At 29.5% G+C, this 20099-nt stretch carries 16 protein-coding genes; 14 read left to right on the top strand and 2 right to left on the bottom strand.

Going from position 1 to position 20099, the window contains the following annotated elements:
- The first annotated feature begins 219 nt into the window (after window positions 1-219).
- The 7 genes from ACTG46_RS16815 (at window position 220) to ACTG46_RS16785 (ending at window position 7080) form a co-directional block, all read left to right on the top strand.
- Window positions 220-1110 (top strand): ketose-bisphosphate aldolase, encoded by an 891-nt coding sequence (locus ACTG46_RS16815; RefSeq protein WP_219672807.1) that lies wholly within the window; start codon window positions 220-222, stop codon window positions 1108-1110.
- 24 nt (window positions 1111-1134) lie between these two features.
- Window positions 1135-3030, top strand: coding sequence for a PTS fructose transporter subunit IIABC (locus ACTG46_RS16810; RefSeq protein WP_479923251.1), 1896 nt, complete (start codon window positions 1135-1137; stop codon window positions 3028-3030).
- 215 nt (window positions 3031-3245) lie between these two features.
- Entirely contained in the window at window positions 3246-5153 is a 1908-nt protein-coding gene (locus tag ACTG46_RS16805; RefSeq protein WP_479923250.1) for a BglG family transcription antiterminator, read from the top strand.
- The gene (locus ACTG46_RS16800; protein WP_054271608.1) at window positions 5143-5592 is read left to right on the top strand and encodes a PTS sugar transporter subunit IIA; all 450 of its coding nucleotides are present in this window, start codon (window positions 5143-5145) and stop codon (window positions 5590-5592) included. Before ACTG46_RS16805 ends, ACTG46_RS16800 begins: the two co-directional genes overlap by 11 nt.
- A 139-nt stretch (window positions 5593-5731) precedes the next feature.
- Complete coding sequence (locus ACTG46_RS16795; RefSeq protein WP_284182379.1) at window positions 5732-5893, top strand: hypothetical protein; 162 nt, start codon at window positions 5732-5734, stop codon at window positions 5891-5893.
- Between the two features lie 29 nt (window positions 5894-5922).
- The gene (locus ACTG46_RS16790) at window positions 5923-6699 is read left to right on the top strand and encodes a nitroreductase family protein (RefSeq protein WP_231301077.1); all 777 of its coding nucleotides are present in this window, start codon (window positions 5923-5925) and stop codon (window positions 6697-6699) included.
- Between the two features lie 15 nt (window positions 6700-6714).
- Window positions 6715-7080, top strand: a complete 366-nt coding sequence (locus ACTG46_RS16785; RefSeq protein WP_054271605.1) for an ArsR/SmtB family transcription factor — start codon at window positions 6715-6717, stop codon at window positions 7078-7080.
- A gap of 165 nt (window positions 7081-7245) precedes the next feature.
- Here the strand turns inward: ACTG46_RS16785 and ACTG46_RS16780 are convergent, their stop codons facing one another.
- Window positions 7246-7995 carry an EFR1 family ferrodoxin gene (locus tag ACTG46_RS16780; RefSeq protein WP_407814197.1) on the bottom strand — a complete coding sequence of 250 codons (750 nt, stop codon included), beginning with the start codon at window positions 7993-7995 and terminating at the stop codon, window positions 7246-7248.
- 362 nt (window positions 7996-8357) lie between these two features.
- Between ACTG46_RS16780 and licT the strand changes: the two genes are divergently transcribed.
- The 3 genes from licT (at window position 8358) to ACTG46_RS16765 (ending at window position 12800) form a co-directional block, all read left to right on the top strand.
- Window positions 8358-9200: a BglG family transcription antiterminator LicT gene (gene licT / locus ACTG46_RS16775; RefSeq protein WP_054271603.1), complete on the top strand. Its 843-nt coding sequence runs from the start codon at window positions 8358-8360 to the stop codon at window positions 9198-9200.
- 146 nt (window positions 9201-9346) lie between these two features.
- Window positions 9347-11275 carry a beta-glucoside-specific PTS transporter subunit IIABC gene (locus ACTG46_RS16770; RefSeq protein WP_479923249.1) on the top strand — a complete coding sequence of 643 codons (1929 nt, stop codon included), beginning with the start codon at window positions 9347-9349 and terminating at the stop codon, window positions 11273-11275.
- A gap of 97 nt (window positions 11276-11372) precedes the next feature.
- Window positions 11373-12800 carry a 6-phospho-beta-glucosidase gene (locus ACTG46_RS16765; RefSeq protein ID WP_284182378.1) on the top strand — a complete coding sequence of 476 codons (1428 nt, stop codon included), beginning with the start codon at window positions 11373-11375 and terminating at the stop codon, window positions 12798-12800.
- Between the two features lie 360 nt (window positions 12801-13160).
- Here the strand turns inward: ACTG46_RS16765 and ACTG46_RS16760 are convergent, their stop codons facing one another.
- Window positions 13161-13709 carry a PadR family transcriptional regulator gene (locus tag ACTG46_RS16760; protein ID WP_054277565.1) on the bottom strand — a complete coding sequence of 183 codons (549 nt, stop codon included), beginning with the start codon at window positions 13707-13709 and terminating at the stop codon, window positions 13161-13163.
- A 190-nt stretch (window positions 13710-13899) separates the two neighbouring features.
- Between ACTG46_RS16760 and ACTG46_RS16755 the strand changes: the two genes are divergently transcribed.
- The 4 genes from ACTG46_RS16755 to ACTG46_RS16740 all read left to right on the top strand — a co-directional run bounded on the left by ACTG46_RS16755 (window position 13900) and on the right by ACTG46_RS16740 (window position 20084).
- A complete protein-coding gene (locus tag ACTG46_RS16755; RefSeq protein WP_284182377.1) occupies window positions 13900-15156 on the top strand; it encodes an L-lactate MFS transporter in 1257 nt (418 codons plus the stop codon).
- Between the two features lie 18 nt (window positions 15157-15174).
- Window positions 15175-17130: an oxidoreductase gene (locus tag ACTG46_RS16750; RefSeq protein ID WP_074179895.1), complete on the top strand. Its 1956-nt coding sequence runs from the start codon at window positions 15175-15177 to the stop codon at window positions 17128-17130.
- Between the two features lie 232 nt (window positions 17131-17362).
- Window positions 17363-18223, top strand: a complete 861-nt coding sequence (locus ACTG46_RS16745; protein WP_074179894.1) for a PRD domain-containing protein — start codon at window positions 17363-17365, stop codon at window positions 18221-18223.
- Window positions 18213-20084, top strand: a complete 1872-nt coding sequence (locus ACTG46_RS16740; protein WP_479923248.1) for a beta-glucoside-specific PTS transporter subunit IIABC — start codon at window positions 18213-18215, stop codon at window positions 20082-20084. The genes ACTG46_RS16745 and ACTG46_RS16740 overlap by 11 nt, the downstream gene beginning before the upstream one ends.
- Window positions 20085-20099: the final 15 nt, after the last annotated feature.

Here is a 20099-nt window from a genome sequence, read left to right as displayed (position 1 = left end):
TGAGCTTATTGAGTATTGATAATAAATAAGTTTAAGAAAGATAATTAACTTTGATACAGACTTCTAAAAGCTCCTTATTGAAAAGGAACTAAGAATATATAATAAAAGTTCCTTTTCAATAAGGAAAACGATTGTTATTTTCTGACTTTTATTACCCTGATATTATTTAAATATAAACAACAACAAATAAATCAAAATTAAAATATCAGGAGGTACAATATGTTAATAAATATGAAGGAAATGTTACAAGTGGCACAAGAAAATCAATTTGCAGTACCAGCATTTAATATAGGGAGTGGGCAAATACTTAAAGCGGTAGTACAGAGTGCTAATGAAAAAAATGCACCAGTAATCCTTGCAATTCACCCAAATGAGTTAAGTTTTCTAGAAGATAGTTTTGTAGCTAGTTGTATAGAAGAAGCACATAAGAGTAAAGTACCTATGGTAATACACTTAGACCATGGAGCAAATAAAAGTCAAATATTAAGAGCTATAAGATGTGGATTTACATCAGTAATGATTGATGGGTCACATTTACCATATGAAGAAAATGTAGCTATATCTAGAGAAATAGTGGAAATAGCAAAAGGATTAAATGTATCTGTAGAAGGAGAACTTGGGACAATAGGGACAACTGGAACATCAGGAGAAGGTGGTTCTGATGAAATAATATATACAAATCCACAATTAGCTAGGGATTTTGTTGAAAAAACAGGAGTAGATACGCTAGCTATTGCAATTGGTACAGCACATGGTATATATCCAAAAGGGTTTAAACCAGAACTTAGATTAGACTTATTGAAAGAAATAAAAGAAGTAGTAGATATACCTTTAGTCCTTCATGGAGGCTCATCAAATCCAGATGAAGAAATAGCACAAGCAGTTAAACTAGGAGTTTGTAAAGTAAATATTTCAAGTGATGTTAAATCAGCATATTATAAGAAGTGCAGAGAAGTATTACAACAAAATCCAAGTCTGTATGAACCAGATGCTATATATCCACAATGTATAGAAGCTGCAAGGGAGATTATAGAGTTTAAAATGAATTTATTTAATGACATAGATAAATTAAAATGCTTTTCACAAAAAGAAGAATTAGTAATTGGATAATAAATTACGAGGAGATGAGAGTCTATGATAGAGCAAATATTACGTAGTGATTGTATTGTATTAGATAAACAATTTAAAACTAAGAAAGATGTAATTGATTATATGGCAAATCATTTGTATCATGGAAATTATATAAATGATAAAGAAAAATTTATAATTGATATTAATAAACGAGAAAAAGAATCACCAACCAACATGGGAAATTTAATAGCTATCCCCCATGCCAAGTCAAGTGCAGTAAATCAACCTGTAATGATGTATTTAAGAACAGATAGGGAGATTATGGATAATGATGGTCAAAAACTTAGGTCATTTTTTATGATAGCAATTCCAGAATCAGGTTTAGACATTCATCTTAAGATTATATCTAAATTAGCTACATATTTAATGGATGAAAATCTTATTAAGAATCTACTAAATGCAGAAACTCCATATGAAATATTAAATATATTTAATTGTAAGGCAGTAGAATCAGGAGATTTAAGTAACAATCAAAGTAAAGGTCTTATAGTTGGAATAACAGGGTGTCCAACAGGGATAGCCCATACTTTTATGGCAAAAAAAGCGTTAGAGGAAGCAGGGCAAGAGCTCGGATATGAAGTTAAAATAGAAACACATGGAGCTATAGGTATAGAAAATAACTTAACTAAAGAGGATATAAAAAGAGCAGAGTACGTGATAATAGCTTGTGATAGAGAAATTCAAACAAGTAGATTTATAGGAAAGAAAGTATTACAAAAGAAAGTAGCAGATGCTAAGAATGTTTCATTAGCAAAAAAATTAATTATAAATGCTGAAAAAGGCATGGCTAAAGAAATTAAGCCAGGTGGAAAAACTTTAGAAGATTCAAAAGAAATACTTCAAGGAGCAGAGAAAAAAGGTATTTATAAACACTTAATGAATGGTGTATCTGAAATGATTCCATTTGTAGTAATAGGTGGGATTGGTATAGCTATAGCATTTATGTTTGGTATATTTGCATCAGACCCAACTCATGAAACATACAATCCTATAGCTGGATTCTTTGGACAACTTGGAGGCGACTCAGCATTTAAGTTATTCATACCAATACTTGCTGGTTTTATAGCTAAATCAATTGCTGGAAGGCAAGGTTTTGCTCCTGCTATGATATCTGGTTTTATGGCAGTTATTGGAGGTTCAGGATTTCTAGGTGGTATGGTAGCAGGATTTGCAACAGGATATATAGCTTTAGGAGTAATAAAGATAACAGAAAACTTACCAGATGTATTAAAGGGAGTAAATGCTGTACTGATATGTCCACTATTGATTGCATTCACGAGTGGAGCTATAATGTTCTTCATAGTTAACACACCAGCATCATGGTTAAATGAAGCTTTACAGTCTTGGTTACAAGGTATGTCTGGAACTAATAAAATATTATTAGGTGCAATATTAGCAGGAATGATGGCTTCAGATATGGGAGGTCCTATTAATAAAACAGCTTCAGCGTTTGGATTGGCTATGTTCTCTAGTAATGTATTTGAACCATCAGCAGCATTAATGGTAGGTGGAATGGTACCTCCATTAGCAATAGCATTAGCTATGTTAATATTCAAAAATAAGTTTACTAAAGAAGAAAGAAAGTCAGCACTGCCAACTGCTATAATGGGTGCATCTTTTATAACAGAAGGAGCAATACCATTTGCAGCTGCAGACCCATTAAGAATGATTCCAGCAAATATAATTGGTTCTTGTATAGGTGGAGCAATATGTATGAGTTTAGATATAACTTTGATGGCACCACATGGAGGAATATTTGTAATACCATTTGCATGTAGTTCGCCAATTGCGTATATAGCTTGCATATTAGTTGGTACAGTAATAACAACATTAATTATAGGGATAACAAAACCTACTATAAAGAGTGAAAGTAGTGAATTTGAAGTACTTAGTGCTTAAATTATAAATAAGATTGAAAATAAGGATATTGAAGAAGTAGTTGGCTACATCTCAATATCCTTATTTTTTATTTTGAAATTATATTATATGAATTTTGCAAAGTGTATCATAAATTCTTTTATGATACAGAAGTATCTTAGTATTCTTACATAGCTATGAAATATGCTAAAATAGTACTTAATAGAAATATCAACAAATAGGTAGGGGGCATAAGTATGCTTGTATCAAGACAAATTGAATTTCTTAAATTGATATTAAATGAAAATGAATATAGACCTATAAAATACTTTAAAGATAAATTAAATGTATCAGATAAAACATTACAGAAAGATTTGAAGGTTATTGAGGTATATTTAGAAACTTTTAATATAAAAATTGATATAAAAAGAGGTTGTGGAATATTAATAGAAGCTTCAGCAAAGAACAATATAGACCTAATTAATAGTTTAAATATACAACCAAAAGGAAATAAATCTTTATCAGTAGAGCAAAGAAGAATGGAAATTTTAAAATATCTATTATTAAATTCAAGTAATATAACTTCAATAAATCAGTTATCAGATAAATATTATGTAAGTAAAACCTCTATAGTAAATGATTTTAAATATATAGAGGAATGGATAAAGGAATATAATTTAAAACTTAATAAAACCCTAGAGGGAACTAAAATTATAGGTAAAGAAGTGGATATAAGGAAATCGATTGCTAAGATGGTGGACGACTTATTAGATGAAAATTATGAACAGCATGATATATCTGAGTTAACAAGATTAGATTCTGCTACATTTAGTGCATTGATAAATTTATTTGATATTGATTCCATTATATTTGTAGAAACTATAATTACAGAATTGGAAGATAATTTAGGATATGTTATAAGTCAGCCCTACTATATAAATTTAATTACACATATACTTATATGTTTAAAGAGAGTTGAAGAAGGTAATCAAATAGAGTTTCAGGAGGAAAAGGAAGTTTCTATATGTAATTTAGATGAGTTAGTATATGAAAAGGTAACTACACTTATAGGAAAAATAGAAAATAGATATAGAGTAAAAATAACTAAAGATGAAATTAAATATATTTATATATATTTAGTATCATCTGGATTTAGTAGCGAAAGTAATAAGAGTAGCAATGATGAATCAGAGATATTAAGTGATAGTGAAAAAGTATCATCTATAATGATAGAGAATATGTCACAGTTTTTAAATATAAATCTTAGAGATGATGAATTATTACAAAAAAGTCTAGCATCTCATGTAAGACACATGTTAAACAGATTAAGATATGATATCCAAATAAAAAACCCATTATTAGAAGAGATACAAGAGCGATTTTCAGATGTATTGGGGTTGTGTATGATGACTTTAAATATTATGACAGAGTATTATAATTTAAAAAATATTAGTATAGATGAAGTTTCATATCTAGCTACATATTTTCAAGCAGCTATAGAAAGAAATATGAGTGATAAAAGAGTAATAGTAGTTTGTAATACAGGGTATGGAACATCTCAGCTTCTTGCGGCTAGATTAAAAAGAGAATTTCCTGAGTGGACTATAGTTGATATAATCCCTATGCATCAATTGAATAAGCGAAATTTAGATGATGTAGATTTTGTAATATCTACTGTAAATTTAGACTTGAAAGACAAATTACATATAGTTGTATCAGTACTATTAATGGAAAGTGACATTAATAATATAAAAAATGCTCTACTTAATAAACCTCAAAATAACAAAGACTTAGATACAAACTTATTAGGAGTATATTTAAAAGATAATATATATTTTAATTCTGATATAAGTCAGATGAAAAGTCTAATAGGTATGAATTTAAGTAGTAAATATGAATCTATCTCATTAGGAAAAGATTTAAATATATATATATGCAATCAAAGCAAAGTAAATAGAGGAATAATGAATGTCGATAATGTTAATAGAACGATTAATCTTTATTTAGAAACTAGTAATCGTAGCTTTTTAAAGCATATTCTGATTGAAGTATCAAATCTATATAGGCAAAAGAATTATATAAATTATATAATAGATTGTGAGAGAAAAGAGGATATCAAAATATTATTTAATAACAATGTACTGGAGAAAATAAATGGAAATTAGAGATATATTAAGCGAAGAAAGTATTATCTTAGACTTAAAATCAACTACAAAAGAAGGCATAATACAAGAATTAGTAGATAAATTATATGATGAAGGAAGTATAACTTCAAAAAGTAAGTTCATAAAGGCACTAAAGCATAGAGAGAAAATAGGCTCTACAAGTATAGGTTATCAGATGGCGATGCCACATGGAAAAACAAAGTATGTAAAGAAAGCATCTGTGGTAATAGGTAAATCTAGAGAAGGTGTAGATTGGCCAAGTATAGATGGGTTGCCTGTAAAAGTAATAATTATGTTTTCTATGCCACAATCTGAAGGAAATGAAGATATAATATTAATATCTAAAATATCTTATATTTTAGGTGGTAAAGATATAAGTAAAAAGCTTTTAAATGCACATACTAAAAAAGAAATATTAGATGTGTTTTATGAAGCATAGATATTGTATAAACTAGAGATTTGAATTTACTTTGGGGTATTGAATTAATCTAAAAAAATCTAGTGAAATCTACATGGATTATAATCTTTATAAAAGATATATTTATTTAAAATGTGCATCTGATTGGGGATGTGCTTTTTTGTTATTTGTTATAACTACAAATAAAAGAAAGTTATTATATGAAAACCATAGTACTTTAAACTCTATGAAAAGATTGTGTAAGATAGATGGTAAAAATTTAATGGTAATCAAATTCTTTACCAATGAATATAAAAAATATCTACGTGTTATAATAGTTTAAACTAATGAACGAAAGGTAGATAAAAGCATATGAGATATAAGCATATAATTGAAGTTAATAAAGAACTCTGTATTGGATGTGGACTTTGTAAAAATGATTGTCCAGTAAATAATATAGATATAAAAAATAAAAAATCAGTAATAAAAAATCAAGATTGTCTAATGTGTGGACATTGTTCAGCAATCTGTCCAAAAGAAGCTATTACACTAACAGGATTTAATGAACCACCAATAGAACTTACAAAGAAGCCAAATCTGGACCCAGATGAATTGCTAATGGCAATAAAATCAAGAAGAAGTATTCGTAAGTTTAAAGATAAAGATGTTTCTTCAGAGATTGTAAAGCAAATTATAGAAGCAGGTAGATATACACCTAGTGCTAAAAATTCACAAGATGTTTCATATATTGTTTTGGATAATAAAAAATCAATATATGAGAAGGAAGCAGTAAAGTTTTTTAGAAAAATAAAACCTATTGCAAATATTACTGTTAAACATTCAAAGGAAGTCTCGATTGATGATAACTTTTTTTTCAAGAATGCTCCTATTGCAATAATGATAGTTACAAAAGATAAGATTAGTGGTTCACTTGCAGCATCAAATATGGCACTAATGGCAGAATCTTATGGATTAGGAGTTTTATTTAGTGGATATTTTTCAGATGTAGCAAATAATTCACCAAAGTTAAAAAAACTTTTAGGTCTAAAACACAGGGCTCATGTACTTACAACACTAGTGATTGGATATCCAGATGTTAAATATAGACGTACTGCACAAAAAGAACCAGCAAATGTTAGATACTTATAAAAGGTGGAGGATTTTATGGAAAAAGAATGTCAGCAAAGAATGCAAGAAATAACATCTAGATTTAAAGAATGTCGCAAAGCTATCTCTGCTATGGGTGATGAAACTAGACAGTTAATTTTAATTACGCTTTTAGAGAGTGATTTTAATGGAATACGGGTGGGCGAGATTACAGAAAAAACACATCTTTCTCGTCCTGCTGTATCTCATCATCTTAAAATATTGAAAGAAGCAGAAATTGTTAATGTACGTAGAGAAGGAACAAAAAACTATTATTATCTTGATTCAAAAAAATCACAATGGAAATCACTAACAGAACTAATAAATCTTATATTTATTGGGATACAACATATTGGTGAAAATGATATAAGAAAAGGTGAGTAAAATAATTTAACAAAAAGGGAGTATCTCAAAATCAACTTTTTAGTTCATGAGGTTCTCTTTTTTTGTATGAAATCAAATATATTTCTATGATTTTAACAATGAAAAAGGGGCTTATCTCAATTTTGAGATTGCCCCTTTTATAATGGTTTAAATAGCAAAAATATATTATTCTAAATAGTATCTTTCTTTATTCTGAGTATTATTTTTATACTCAATAGCTTCAGTAGGGCAACCGCAAATACATGCCATACAATGAGTACAGTTATTTCCCCAATCTGGTTTTTGATTTTTTAAGTTAATATTATTTAAAGGACATAGTTCTACACATTTTCCACAACCAATACATTTATCAGTATAGTGAAATCCTTTAGCATTAATAATCATTTTATAAAAAACTATATTTGTTATCCCACTTTTAATTGTACCTCCTAAACCACTAGGGGTAATGATTTCAAATTCATTTTCATTATTTATATCAGAAATAATTTTATGTATTTGTTTATCTGCTTCTTTAATAATTTGTTTTGATGTTTCTTTATCTGGTGTAGGAAATAAAGCTATATAGTTTTCTGGCATTTTAATTTCTGCCATACCTTTTAGTTGCCAATCTTTATATTCACACAATTTTTTAATATAGTTTATGGATTTTGCTGTATCACCACCACAAGTCATTATAAAGTAAACTTTTTTGTTTCCCAAAAACTTTGTTTTTTTTATAAAATCTGTAACAACTATTGGTAATCTCCATGCATAAGTAGGGCATACGAATATGAATGGCTTGTTTGTTGATATTAAGTCATCTGTTTTTTCTTCTTTTATAAGTTGATTTAATGATATTAACTCATCGCTTAATTCTTGTGCAATTTTGCGAGCTATATATCGGCTATTGCCAGTACCACTAAAATATAAAATCATAATTATATCTCCCTAACTATTTTTTATTTTAATTCTTAATACTTTTGTTCTGATAAAGTATTTTATGGATATATTGTATTATAATAAACATAAAATTTACTAGTTAAAGAAATTATAGCACATTAATCGTTCTTATACTTATTGGTAAAGAATTTGATTACCATTAAATAATAGTCATAGAAGATGAAATATATAAAGAAAACGTTGACAAAATATGTCTAATGTTTTATCATAATAATTGGAATTAGGTAGTAATTGTTTAAGTACAAGCTAAGCTTATTCATTAATAATAGCAGTATCCTAGGAAGGAGTATGCCCATTATTATGGATAAGCTTTTTTTATGCTTAAAAGGAGGATAATCATGATAATTAATAAGATATTAAACAATAATGTTGTAATCACATTAGATGAAAATGATGAAGAAATTATCGTCATGGGTAAAGGCATTGGTTATCAAAAATCAAAAGGTAGTCTAATAGATAAAACTAAAGTAAACAAAGTATTTAGAATATCGAACAAAGAAATATCAAATAAGCTACAAGAATTACTTAATAACATTCCTATAGAACACATGAAATTATCAAGTGAAATTATAGAATATGCACAGACAAAGTTAAACAAGAAGTTAAATGAAAGTATTTATATATCACTAAGTGACCATACATATTCTGCAATTCAAAGAATGAAAGAAGGAATAAACGTAAAAAATGCAATACTTTGGGAAATTAAAAGGTTTTACAAAGAAGAGTTTGAAATTGGAATGAAAGCACTAGACATTATCGAAAGCAAAACAGGTGTAAAATTACCTGAAGATGAAGCTGGCTTTATAGCTTTTCATATAGTAAATGCCCAGCTAAGTGAAGGTCATACTTTAGCATCTGATATTACAAAGTTAATACAAGAAGTACTTAGCATAGTTAGATATCATTTTAGGATAGAATTTCATGAAGAATCAGTATTTTATTATAGATTTATAATGCATCTTAAATTCTTTGCTCAGAGATTACTTTTAAATAGTGCACATGAAGGTGAGACAGATAAAGAGTTATTAAGTATTATTAAGTCTAAGTACAATAAAGAGTTTGAATGTGTAATCAAGATTAAGAATTTTATTAAAAAACAATATAACTACATATTAACAGATGATGAACTTATATATTTAACTATACATTTAGCTAAAGTAGTTAAAGATTCAAAAATATAAGTTGAATAATCTTGTAGTAGTTTATATAGGAATAGCCATTGAAAGGAGTGATACTAAAAAGATATACCTATGGTTGGATGGTAACATTGAGTTGGCCAAACCTTCAAATTTCAAAAATTTAATTTAAACGAAATATGGAGGAGAAAATGGGAAAATACAAACAATTAGCACAAGACATAGTAAAAAATGTTGGAGGAAAAGAAAATATTAGTGGATTAGTACACTGTATTACGAGATTACGTTTTACATTAAAAGATGAAAGTATAGCAAATGACGATGTGTTGAAAAATATGGAAGGTATTGTTACTGTAATGAAAAGTGGAGGGCAATATCAAGTAGTTATAGGAAATCATGTTGAAGCTGTATATAAAGATGTAGTTGAAATAATTGACTTAGATGACTCAAGTGAAAATTTGGAAACAAAGAAGTCAGGTAGTATGTTGGATAAATGTATAGATATAATATCAGGAATTTTCCAGCCAGTACTAGGAATAATGGCAGCCTGTGGTATGTTAAAAGGTTTTAATGCTTTATTTGTAGCAATGGGACTATATAGTGATGTATCTGGTGTATATCTGGTAATAAATGCAACAGGAGATGCATTATTTACATTTCTTCCTTTATTTTTAGGATATACTTCAGCCAAAAAATTTGGTTTAAAACCAATGTTGGGATTAGCACTAGGAGCTGCAATGTGTTATCCTGCTATACAAGGTAGCAGTATATCAGCAGGTACAGATGCGATGTATACTTTATTTAAAGGGACTATGTTTGCATCACCAGTATATATTGATTTCCTTGGATTACCAATAATATCAATGGATTACACTGGAACAGTTGTACCAATTATATTTATAGTGTATTTTGCATCTAAGTGTGAAAAATTATTTAATAAGTTTATTCCAGACTTAGTTAAGTTCTTCTTTGTACCAATGCTCACATTATTAGTTACATTGCCTGTTGCACTTATAGTTATAGGCCCTATAGCAACATTTGGTTCTACACTTATTTCACAAGTTGTACTTTCAGTAAGAGATTTTAGTCCATTATTAGCAGGTGCTATAGTAGGATTTACTTGGCAAATTCTTGTTATTTTTGGTATGCACTGGGGATTTATTCCTGTATATATAAATAATGTTATGACTTTAGGATACGATAATGTTATGATGCCGTTCTTTGCTTGTACATTTGCAAGTTCGGCAGTTGTATTAGCTATATTTTTTAAGACTAAAAATAAGAAATTAAGAGAGATGGCAATACCAAACTTTATATCTGGTATATTTGGAGTTACAGAGCCAGCAATTTATGGGATACTACTACCTTTAAAGAAACCATTTATAATAAGTTGTATTGCTAGTGGTATTGGAGGAGCTTTCTATGGATTCTTTAATCTTAGAAAGTTTATAACTGGAGGGATGGGAATATTCGAACTTCCAGCAATGATTGAACCAGATGGAAGAATGGGCAACTTAATAGTAGCTCTTTCTGGTATAGCTATATCAATGGTTGTAGCTTTTGTATTAACTATGGTTTTATATAAAGATGAGAAAACAGAAGAATCTAAAAAGGTAAACAATAAAGTAGAAGAAGAAACAAAAGGAGTTAAGTCTGTTAAATTAGAAAAAGAGATAATAGCAAGCCCTATAAAAGGAGAAGTATTAAATTTAAGTGATATAGAGGATGCAGCATTTGCATCTGGTGTACTGGGTCAAGGTGTAGCAATAATACCTAGTGATGGAAAAGTAGTTGCACCAGTAGATGGAGTGGTTACGACCTTATTCCCAAGCTTGCATGCTATAGGAATCATTTCAGATGCAGGTGTTGAGGTACTTATTCATATTGGATTAAATACTATTCAATTAGAAGGAAGAGGTTTTGAGGCATATATAAAACAAGGTGACAGGATTACAAAAGGTCAAACAATACTAAAATTTGATATTGATGTAATAAAAGAGTCAGGATATAGTGTTGTAACTCCAATTGTTATTACAAATTCATCGCAGTTTTTAGATGTGGTAGAAACAGAAAGTAAAAATACTGAATTAAAAGATAATCTAATTACAGTTATATTTTAGTAAAAGATTAAGGCATTAATAAAATACTAAGGTATTAATAAAAGACTAAAGTATTAGCATAAGTTAATGCTTTAGTGTAATTTTAGGAGGCTTAACTATGAGTTTTAAAAAAGATTTTCTCTGGGGAGGAGCTACTGCTGCTAATCAATGCGAAGGTGGATATAATGAAGATGGAAGAGGTCTAGCAAATGTAGATGTATGTCCAACAGGAAAAGATAGAACAGCAGTTATTACAGGGAAATTAAAAATGTTTGATTTTGATGATGAGCATTATTATCCAGCTCAAACTGGTATTGATATGTACCATAATTATAAAGAAGATATAAAGTTATTTGGTGAAATGGGATTTAAAGTATACAGAATGAGTATTGCATGGAGTAGAATATTCCCAAAAGGTGATGAAGAAACGCCAAATGAAAAGGGTCTTCAATTTTATGAAAATATATTTAATGAATGTAAAAAGTATAATATAGAACCATTAGTTACTATTACACATTTTGATTGTCCTATGCATTTAATTGAAAAGTATGGTGCATGGCGTAATCGAAAGATGATAGGTTTTTATGAGAAACTATGCAATGTAATCTTTAGAAGGTATAAAGGATTAGTGAAGTATTGGTTGACTTTTAATGAAATAAATATGATTTTGCATGCTCCATTTATGGGTGCTGGTATTTGTTTTGAAGAAGGAGAAGATGTTGAAAGGATAAAATATCAAGCTGCCCATCATGAACTTGTGGCTAGTGCGGTCGCAACTAAAATAGCACATGAAGTTGATGAAAATAACTCAGTTGGATGTATGTTTGCAGCTGGAAGTGTATACCCTTATAGTTGTAATCCTAATGATGTATGGGAAGCTACAAAGCTAGATAGAGAAAACTATTTTTTTATAGATGTACAATCTAGAGGAAAATATCCTAATTATGCCTTAAAGTATATGGAACAAAAAGGTATTACACCAGAAATGGAACCTGGTGATATTGAATTATTAAATAAACACACTGTAGATTTTATTGCATTCTCATATTATAATAGCCGTTGTGTTAGAACTGATAAAAGTGTAGATGATGTAGCTGAAGGAAATATATTTACATCTGCTAAAAATCCATATCTTTCATATAGTCAATGGGGATGGCCAATTGACCCACTAGGTCTAAGAATTACGTTAAATCATGTATATGATAGATATGAAAAGCCATTATTTATTGTAGAAAATGGATTAGGAGCTAAAGATATAGCTGATGAAAATGGTTACGTAGAAGATGATTATAGAATCGATTATTTAAGAGAACATATAAAAGCTATGTATGATGCAGTTTCTATAGATGGAGTAGATTTACTAGGATATACTATGTGGGGTTCTATTGATTTAGTAAGTGCTAGTACGGGTGAAATGGAAAAGCGTTATGGATTTATATATGTAGATAGAGATAATAGTGGTAATGGAAGTTTGAAAAGAAGTAAAAAGAAAAGTTTTGAATGGTATAAGAAAGTAATTGCTTCAAATGGTGAAGATTTAGATTAAATAAAAAATATGAAACTAATAATGGGCATAATTTTTTAGTTTTGTATCAACTATTTAAACTAGCAAAAATGAATTGGAGAAATAACTTATAATTATTATGTTAGATTGATTGAGATGAAAATTCATTTTAATAGACATAAAAAGTCATGAAAATAGAGTTAAATTAAAATGTACCCTATAGAGTAGATATATAATGTCTATTTTGTAGGGTATTTTTAAAGATTCAAAAGATGAAATAGATTAGTATGTTTATGACTATAATAATTAAAAGAATTAATGAGTACAAAAAAGATGGTTCCTACTCAATATAGGAATCATCTAATTAATGTTGTATAGATTTAAAAAAATTATTTTTGATATTTATTTTTTACTTTGTTGTAGGCAAATATCTATACAATTACTTAGCCATTTAATTTGACCTTCTTCTCTTATAATCGCCCCATCTAATACAAGATAATCACCAAAATAATCATCATAAAAGTCAGGAATTTCAGCATAAGCATCTTTTTGGCTCATTAAAAATTCAAGTCTTTTACTATGCTGAATAAGTTGATGTTTAAGTAAATCAATTCTATTTTCTAAATCTAGATTATTATAAAAATATACTCTCAGTCTAAACTTATTTTTAGGAGTAGGCTCCATTGGGATGTCTTTAGATAGCCAAGTTAAAAATTCATCCTTTCCTTTTTCTGTTATGTAGTAAACCTTTTTTTCTAACACATCACCACTAATTTCAACTTCATGAACTATTAAATCTTCATTAGTTAATTTTTTTAACTCTGGATAAATTTGACTATGTTTTGCACTCCAAAATTCATTTAGTTGAAAATTAAATTCTTTACTTAAATCATATCCTGTCATAGGTTTTCTGTTTAATAGTCCTAATATTGCATATTTAAGGGTTCCCATATTTCACCTCTTTAGTTTTATTATCAATAAGTCTATTATATCATTATTTATAAAAAAATAGGTTAAATAAAAAAAAATGTAAATATAAACATGTAATTAATTACATGTTTATATTTACATGAAAACATTATTATGATAATATTAACCTAAATAAAAGGAATAGATTGAATTGTTTGGAGGGGAAAAAATAATGAACTATACTAAAAAAAGATGGATTATATTAATCGCAAGTTGTTTTATTAATTTGTGTATTGGGTCAATCTATGCATGGAGTGTATTTGCTACACCTATGGCAGAATACTTAAGTGGAATTAATGGAACAGCATTTACTGCAGGCACTTTAGCAATAGTATTCACAGTTACTAATTCAGTTGGACCTATAACTATGATTACTGGAGGTCGAATAAATGATAAGTTTGGACCTAAGAAAGTTATTTTTGTAGGCGGTCTTATATTTGGTATTGGTATGATTTTATCTGGATTTTCAAAAAGCTTACCGATGTTAGTATTAACATATGGAATTGTACTAGGTCTTGGAGTTGGAATGGTATATGGGTGTACAATAAGCAACTCTGTTAAATTTTTCCCAGATAAGCGTGGATTAGTAGGGGGAATAACAACTGCTGCTTATGGATTTAGTTCTGTAATTATACCACCAATAGCAAATAGCATAACTACTAGTTTTGGTATTACAACAGCATTTAAGTCAATTGGGATAGTATTTCTTATAGTTGTATGTGGAGCATCATTTTTTATTGAAAAATGTCCAGATGATTTTGTACCAGAAGGATGGACATTACCAGTTATGCAAGGGAAGCAGTCAAAAAATAAAGATTGGAGAGAAATGCTTTCTTCATCAATATTCTATGTGATGATTATTTTACTAACATGTGGAGCTTTTTATGGATTGATGTGTACATCCATGGCATCTGCTTTAGCACAAAATATGATAGGCATGACATCAGCAACAGCTGCAATGGCAGTTTCCGTTTTAGCTTTATTCAATACAGCAGGTCGTATTGTAGCAGGTTATATATCAGATAAGATAGGTAGAATAAATACCTTATCAATGGCATTTATAATTTCAATTGTAGGTTTATTTTGTTTATCAACTTCAGTACAAGGAGAAGTAGTGAAGTTTTACATAGGAATTTCTATTATAGGAGTATGTTTTGGGGCATTTATGGGGGTATTCCCAGGGTTTACAGTAGACCAGTTTGGTCCTAAAAATAATAGTGTTAATTATGGAATCATGTTTATAGGATTTGCATTTGCAGGATACATTGGACCTACAGTAATGAAAAATGTTTACGCAGTGGATGGTAATTATACAAGAGCATTCACAATAGGAATTGTTATGGCAATAATAGGCTTAGGATTAACCTTTGTTTATAGATTTGTAAATAATAAAGAAATATCAAAATATCAGAGCAAAAAAATAAGTTAATATGGAGGAGATAATATTATGAAAAGAAAATATCCAAATTTATGTAAACCAATTCAAATAGGAAATGTAATATTCAAAAATAGAATGTTTTCTGCACCAATGGGTGGAACAGATATAACAGCCGACTGTACAATAGGACCAAAGTCAACAGCATTTTATGAATTAAGAGCAAAGGGTGGGGCTGGAGCTGTAACTATAAGTGAATGTATGGTTCATCCAGAGACTGATGGTTCACATGCATATCACTTAGATTTAAAAATAGTTGATTCTTTAGCCAGTTTTACATATACAGCAGATGCTATAAGACGTCATGGTGCAATACCAAGTGTAGAACTATCACATTCTGGTCAATATGCAGGAACTTACCTAGTGGACAAAAACAAAAAGCAAGGTTTGTCACAGTATGGAGTAAGTCCAAGTACAAGAGCTGATGGTCTAGAAATAAAGGAATTAACTCAAGAATTAATAGATGATATAGTAAAGTCTTATGGAGAAGTTGCAGGTATTGCCAAAAGAGCTGGGTTTGAAATGATAATGGTTCATGGAGGACATGGATGGTTAATCAATCAATTCTTATCACCATACTTTAATAAAAGAACTGATAAATATGGAGGTACTTTAGAAAATAGGGTACGTTTTGCACAAGAAGTATTAGATAGTGTTCGTAAAGCTGTAGGTCCAGGATTCCCAATAGAATTTAGATTAAGTGGCTCTGAGTTATTTGAAGGTGGATATGATTTAGCTGAGGGTATTGAAATATCTAAGCTATTAGAGTCAAGAATTGACTTGCTTCATGTTTCAGCAGGAACATATCAAAGAGGGTTTGGAATAACACATCCATCTATGTTTGTACCTCATGGATGTAATGTTTATCTTGCAGCGGAAATCAAAAAACATGTAAGTGTACCAGTTGCAACTCTTGGCGGACTAAATGACCCAGCTCAAATGGAAGAGATAATAGCAAGTGGAAAAGCTGATGTAGTTGAAATGGCAAGAGCATTATTAGCAGACCACGAACTTCCAAAAAAGGTAATGTCAAATAGAGATGAGGATATAGTCAAGTGTTTAAGATGTTTCACTTGTATGGCTGAAAGAGCTGCAACTTCCACTAGAAGATGTACAGTAAATCCACTTATAGGTCGTGAAATAGAAGGTATGGAAATAACTCCAGTATTAAAACCTAAAAAAGTTTTAGTAGTAGGTGGAGGCCCAGGAGGATTAAAAGCAGCGATAACAGCAGCACAACGTGGTCATAAAGTAATACTTTGTGAAAAAGCAGATGCATTAGGTGGAATCTTAAAAGGAGAAAAAGCTATACCATTTAAATATGAAATGTATGAACTTGGAAATACTTTTAGCAAATTAGCAAAAGATGAAGGTGTAGAAATACGTCTAAATACAAAAGTTACTAAGGAGTATGTAGAAAAAGAAAATGTGGATGCCCTAATAATAGCAGTAGGTTCATCTCCATTAGTTCCTCCAATTCCAGGACTTGATGGCGATAATGTAGTAGTTGTAAACAATTATTATCTAGAAAGAGATAAGGTAGAAACTGTGAAAGAAATAATAGTACTTGGTGGAGGTCTTGCTGGATGTGAAACAGCGATACATTTAGCTAAAGAAGGTAAGAAGGTTCATATAGTGGAAATGAGAAGTGAACTTGCTCCAGATGCAAATATAAGACATCGTCCAATACTTTTAGATGAAATAGAAAAACAAGGTGTTGAAGTACATACAGAATTTAAAGGATTAAAAGTATCAGAGGAAGGCGTTCTTTGTGCTGATAAAAATGGTAATGAAATTTTAGTACCAGGAACACATGTTATATGTGCACTTGGACAGAGAGCTAATAGAAATATAGTAGAAGAGTTAATAGATTGTGCTCCATATGTAGCACAAATCGGTGATTGTGTACGTCCATCTACTATAACTACTGCAGTATATCAAGGATATCATGCAGCACTTGATATATAATATATGTGAAGTTTATAAAACAAAAAATATTTAGGAAATCGTTGACAGATTTACATAGATAGTATACTATATAGAATATAAAATTAAACAAAAAAGAATTCTAATTATGGCGATGTAGTCATAATTTTGAGTATGTTACTGATTAGCAGGCAGAACTCAAGTATATATGTGAAAAATAGAGGAATACTCTATACATATATGCTTGGGTTCTTTTTATTGAAAGGAGGAATATATGAAAATAATTCAGATTTTAAATAATAATGTAGCCTTAGTAAAAAGAGGTAAAAATGAAATTATTGTATTTGTCAAAGGAATTGGTTTTAAAAAAAGAGTGGGACAAGTAATAAATGAAGATGAAATAGAAAGAACTTATATACTAGATTCATATGATATGTTAGAACACTTTAGCTATCTACTACAAAACTCAGATTCTAACAACATAGTCCTTATTAATGAAATAATTGAATATGGTGAGAAAGTTTTAAACATAAAATCAAGTGACTATCTAAGTTTAACTTTACTAGATCATCTAGAGTTTTTGCTTAAAAGATGTGAAAAGAATCAATTTATAAAAAGTCCTTTGGTATGGAATGTTAAAAGATTTTATCCAAAGCACTTTGAAATTGGTATGCATGCATTAAAATTAATTGGTGATAGTAAGAAAATTAATCTTCCTGATGATGAAGCAGTATCAATAGCGCTTCATTTTGTAAATATGGAGGTAAATAAAAAATCTCATGATGATACAGTTGTGGAATTAAGAACTTTAGGAGATATAATTTCTATAATAAAATATCATTTTAATGTAGAATTAAATGAAACTTCAACAAACTATATGAGATTTACGACTCATCTACAATACTTTATACAAAGGATTATGTCAGATGAAGCTTCAACAGATGAAGATGGTTCAATAGACCTATATAAGCAGGTGAGTAAACTTTATCCAAAATCATTTGGAAGTGTTCAAAAAATAAGAAAATACGTAAAATCACAATTTAATGTTGATATATCTATAAGTGAAGAAACTTATCTAATGTTACACATAAATAGGGTGACTCAAAGATTGGAGGCAAAATCAGATGAAGTATAAAGATTTAAATGAAAATATAATAAAACTCATAGGTGGAAAAGAAAATATAAAGTCTGTAGCACATTGTGTTACTCGTTTAAGACTTACATTAAATGATAGGAGTATATCTAAAACAGAAGAAATTAAAAAACTAAAAGGAGTAATTGATGTAGTTTCTAATGATGTTGCTTATCAAATTATAATAGGAACTCATGTTGTAGATGTATATAATGAGTTTATGTCTATGATAGGTTTAAATTCAAGTGAATCAAGTATAAAGAGTGAAAGCAAAAAAGGAGTTAAAGGTATCAAAGGTATATTTAATTCCATACTTGTGGTAGTTTCAGAGACTATGACTTCAGTAATTGAAGTACTACTTGCAGCTGGGATACTTGCAAGTATACTAGCACTTTTAAACATGTCAGGTATAATTCATAGTGATAGTCCTACATATCAAATATTGGACACATTAAGAAGTGCTACGTTTCACTTCTTACCAGTATTAATTGCAATAGCATCAGCAAAAAGACTTAATGTAAATCCTTATATAGCAGTAGTATTAGCAGTTACATTATTGTCCTCATCAATAGATGGCGTGGAAGGGTTAAGTCTATTTGGTATAAATTTACAAACAACAACTTATGCAAATAGTTTTATTCCAATACTTTTAGGAGTATGGGCAATGGGAATTGTAATTGAATGTTTGAAAAAAATCTTACCTAAAGCACTACACTATTTTTTAGTTCCAGTATTATCTTTAATAATAACTTTATCAGTTACATTAACAGTATTTGGACCTATTGGTATGTGGATTGGTGATGGATTAAACTATGCATGTATGTTTTTAATTGATACATTAGGAAATTGGAGTGTTGTTGCTTTATATGCAGCTTTACAACCACTCTTAATAGTATTTGGTGCAGCAAATTTTACTATGCCAATAGCTTTAAATTCTGTAACAGCATTAGGATATGACCCAATTTTTATGGGAGCAGCAACAATATCTGATATTGCAGTTTGTGGTGCTATGTTTGGATATTTCTTAAAAACTAGAAATAAAGAACAAAAGCAATTATTTGGTACAGTAAGTTTTAGTGCACTTATGGGAGTCACAGAGCCCTCAGTGTTTGGGGTATTTATGAAATATAGAAGACCATTTGTAGCAGTAATGATAGGTGGAGGCTTAGGTGGTTTAATAGCAGGATTAGCACAAGTTAAAACATACGGAATGGTTTGGGGATTAGCAGCATTACCAACATATCTTGTTGGAGGAGAGATGTCTAACTTTATATTTATGATAATAGGTGTAGTAGTAGCATTTGTGGTAGCAACAATAGCCTCTTATTTATTAGGAATACCTTCAGGTGAAAAAGAAAAAGTTGAAAACGATAATAAAAAGGAATTAGAACTAATAGTTAATGAAAATAGCTCAAGAACTATTAGTGTTGGAAATGTTGCCAAAGGTCAAGTAATTGCACTTGAAGAGGTTAATGATAAGGCGTTTTCATCTGGAGCACTAGGCAAGGGGATTGGAATTATACCTAGTGAATCAAAATCAATGGTTATGTCTCCTGTGGATGGGACTATAACTATAGTATTTCCAACTAAACATGCCTATGGTATAGTGACTGATGAAGGACTAGAAATCTTGATTCATATTGGGATAGATACTGTAAATTTGGATGGAAAATTCTTTGAAAGCCTTGTAACACAAAATCAAAGAGTTAAAAAAGGTGATTCTTTAGCAATATTTGAATCTGATAAGATTATCGAAGAAGGATTTGATTCAACTATAATAATAGTAGTTACAAATACTAGTGATTACTTAGATGTAATTTCATCAAATGATGAATCAGAAGATCTATTAACTGTAATAGTATAAATTTTAGGAGGAGAA

Source organism: Clostridioides sp. LIBA-7678 (genome assembly GCF_056716065.1).
This window is presented reverse-complemented; position numbering and strand designations above follow the sequence as displayed.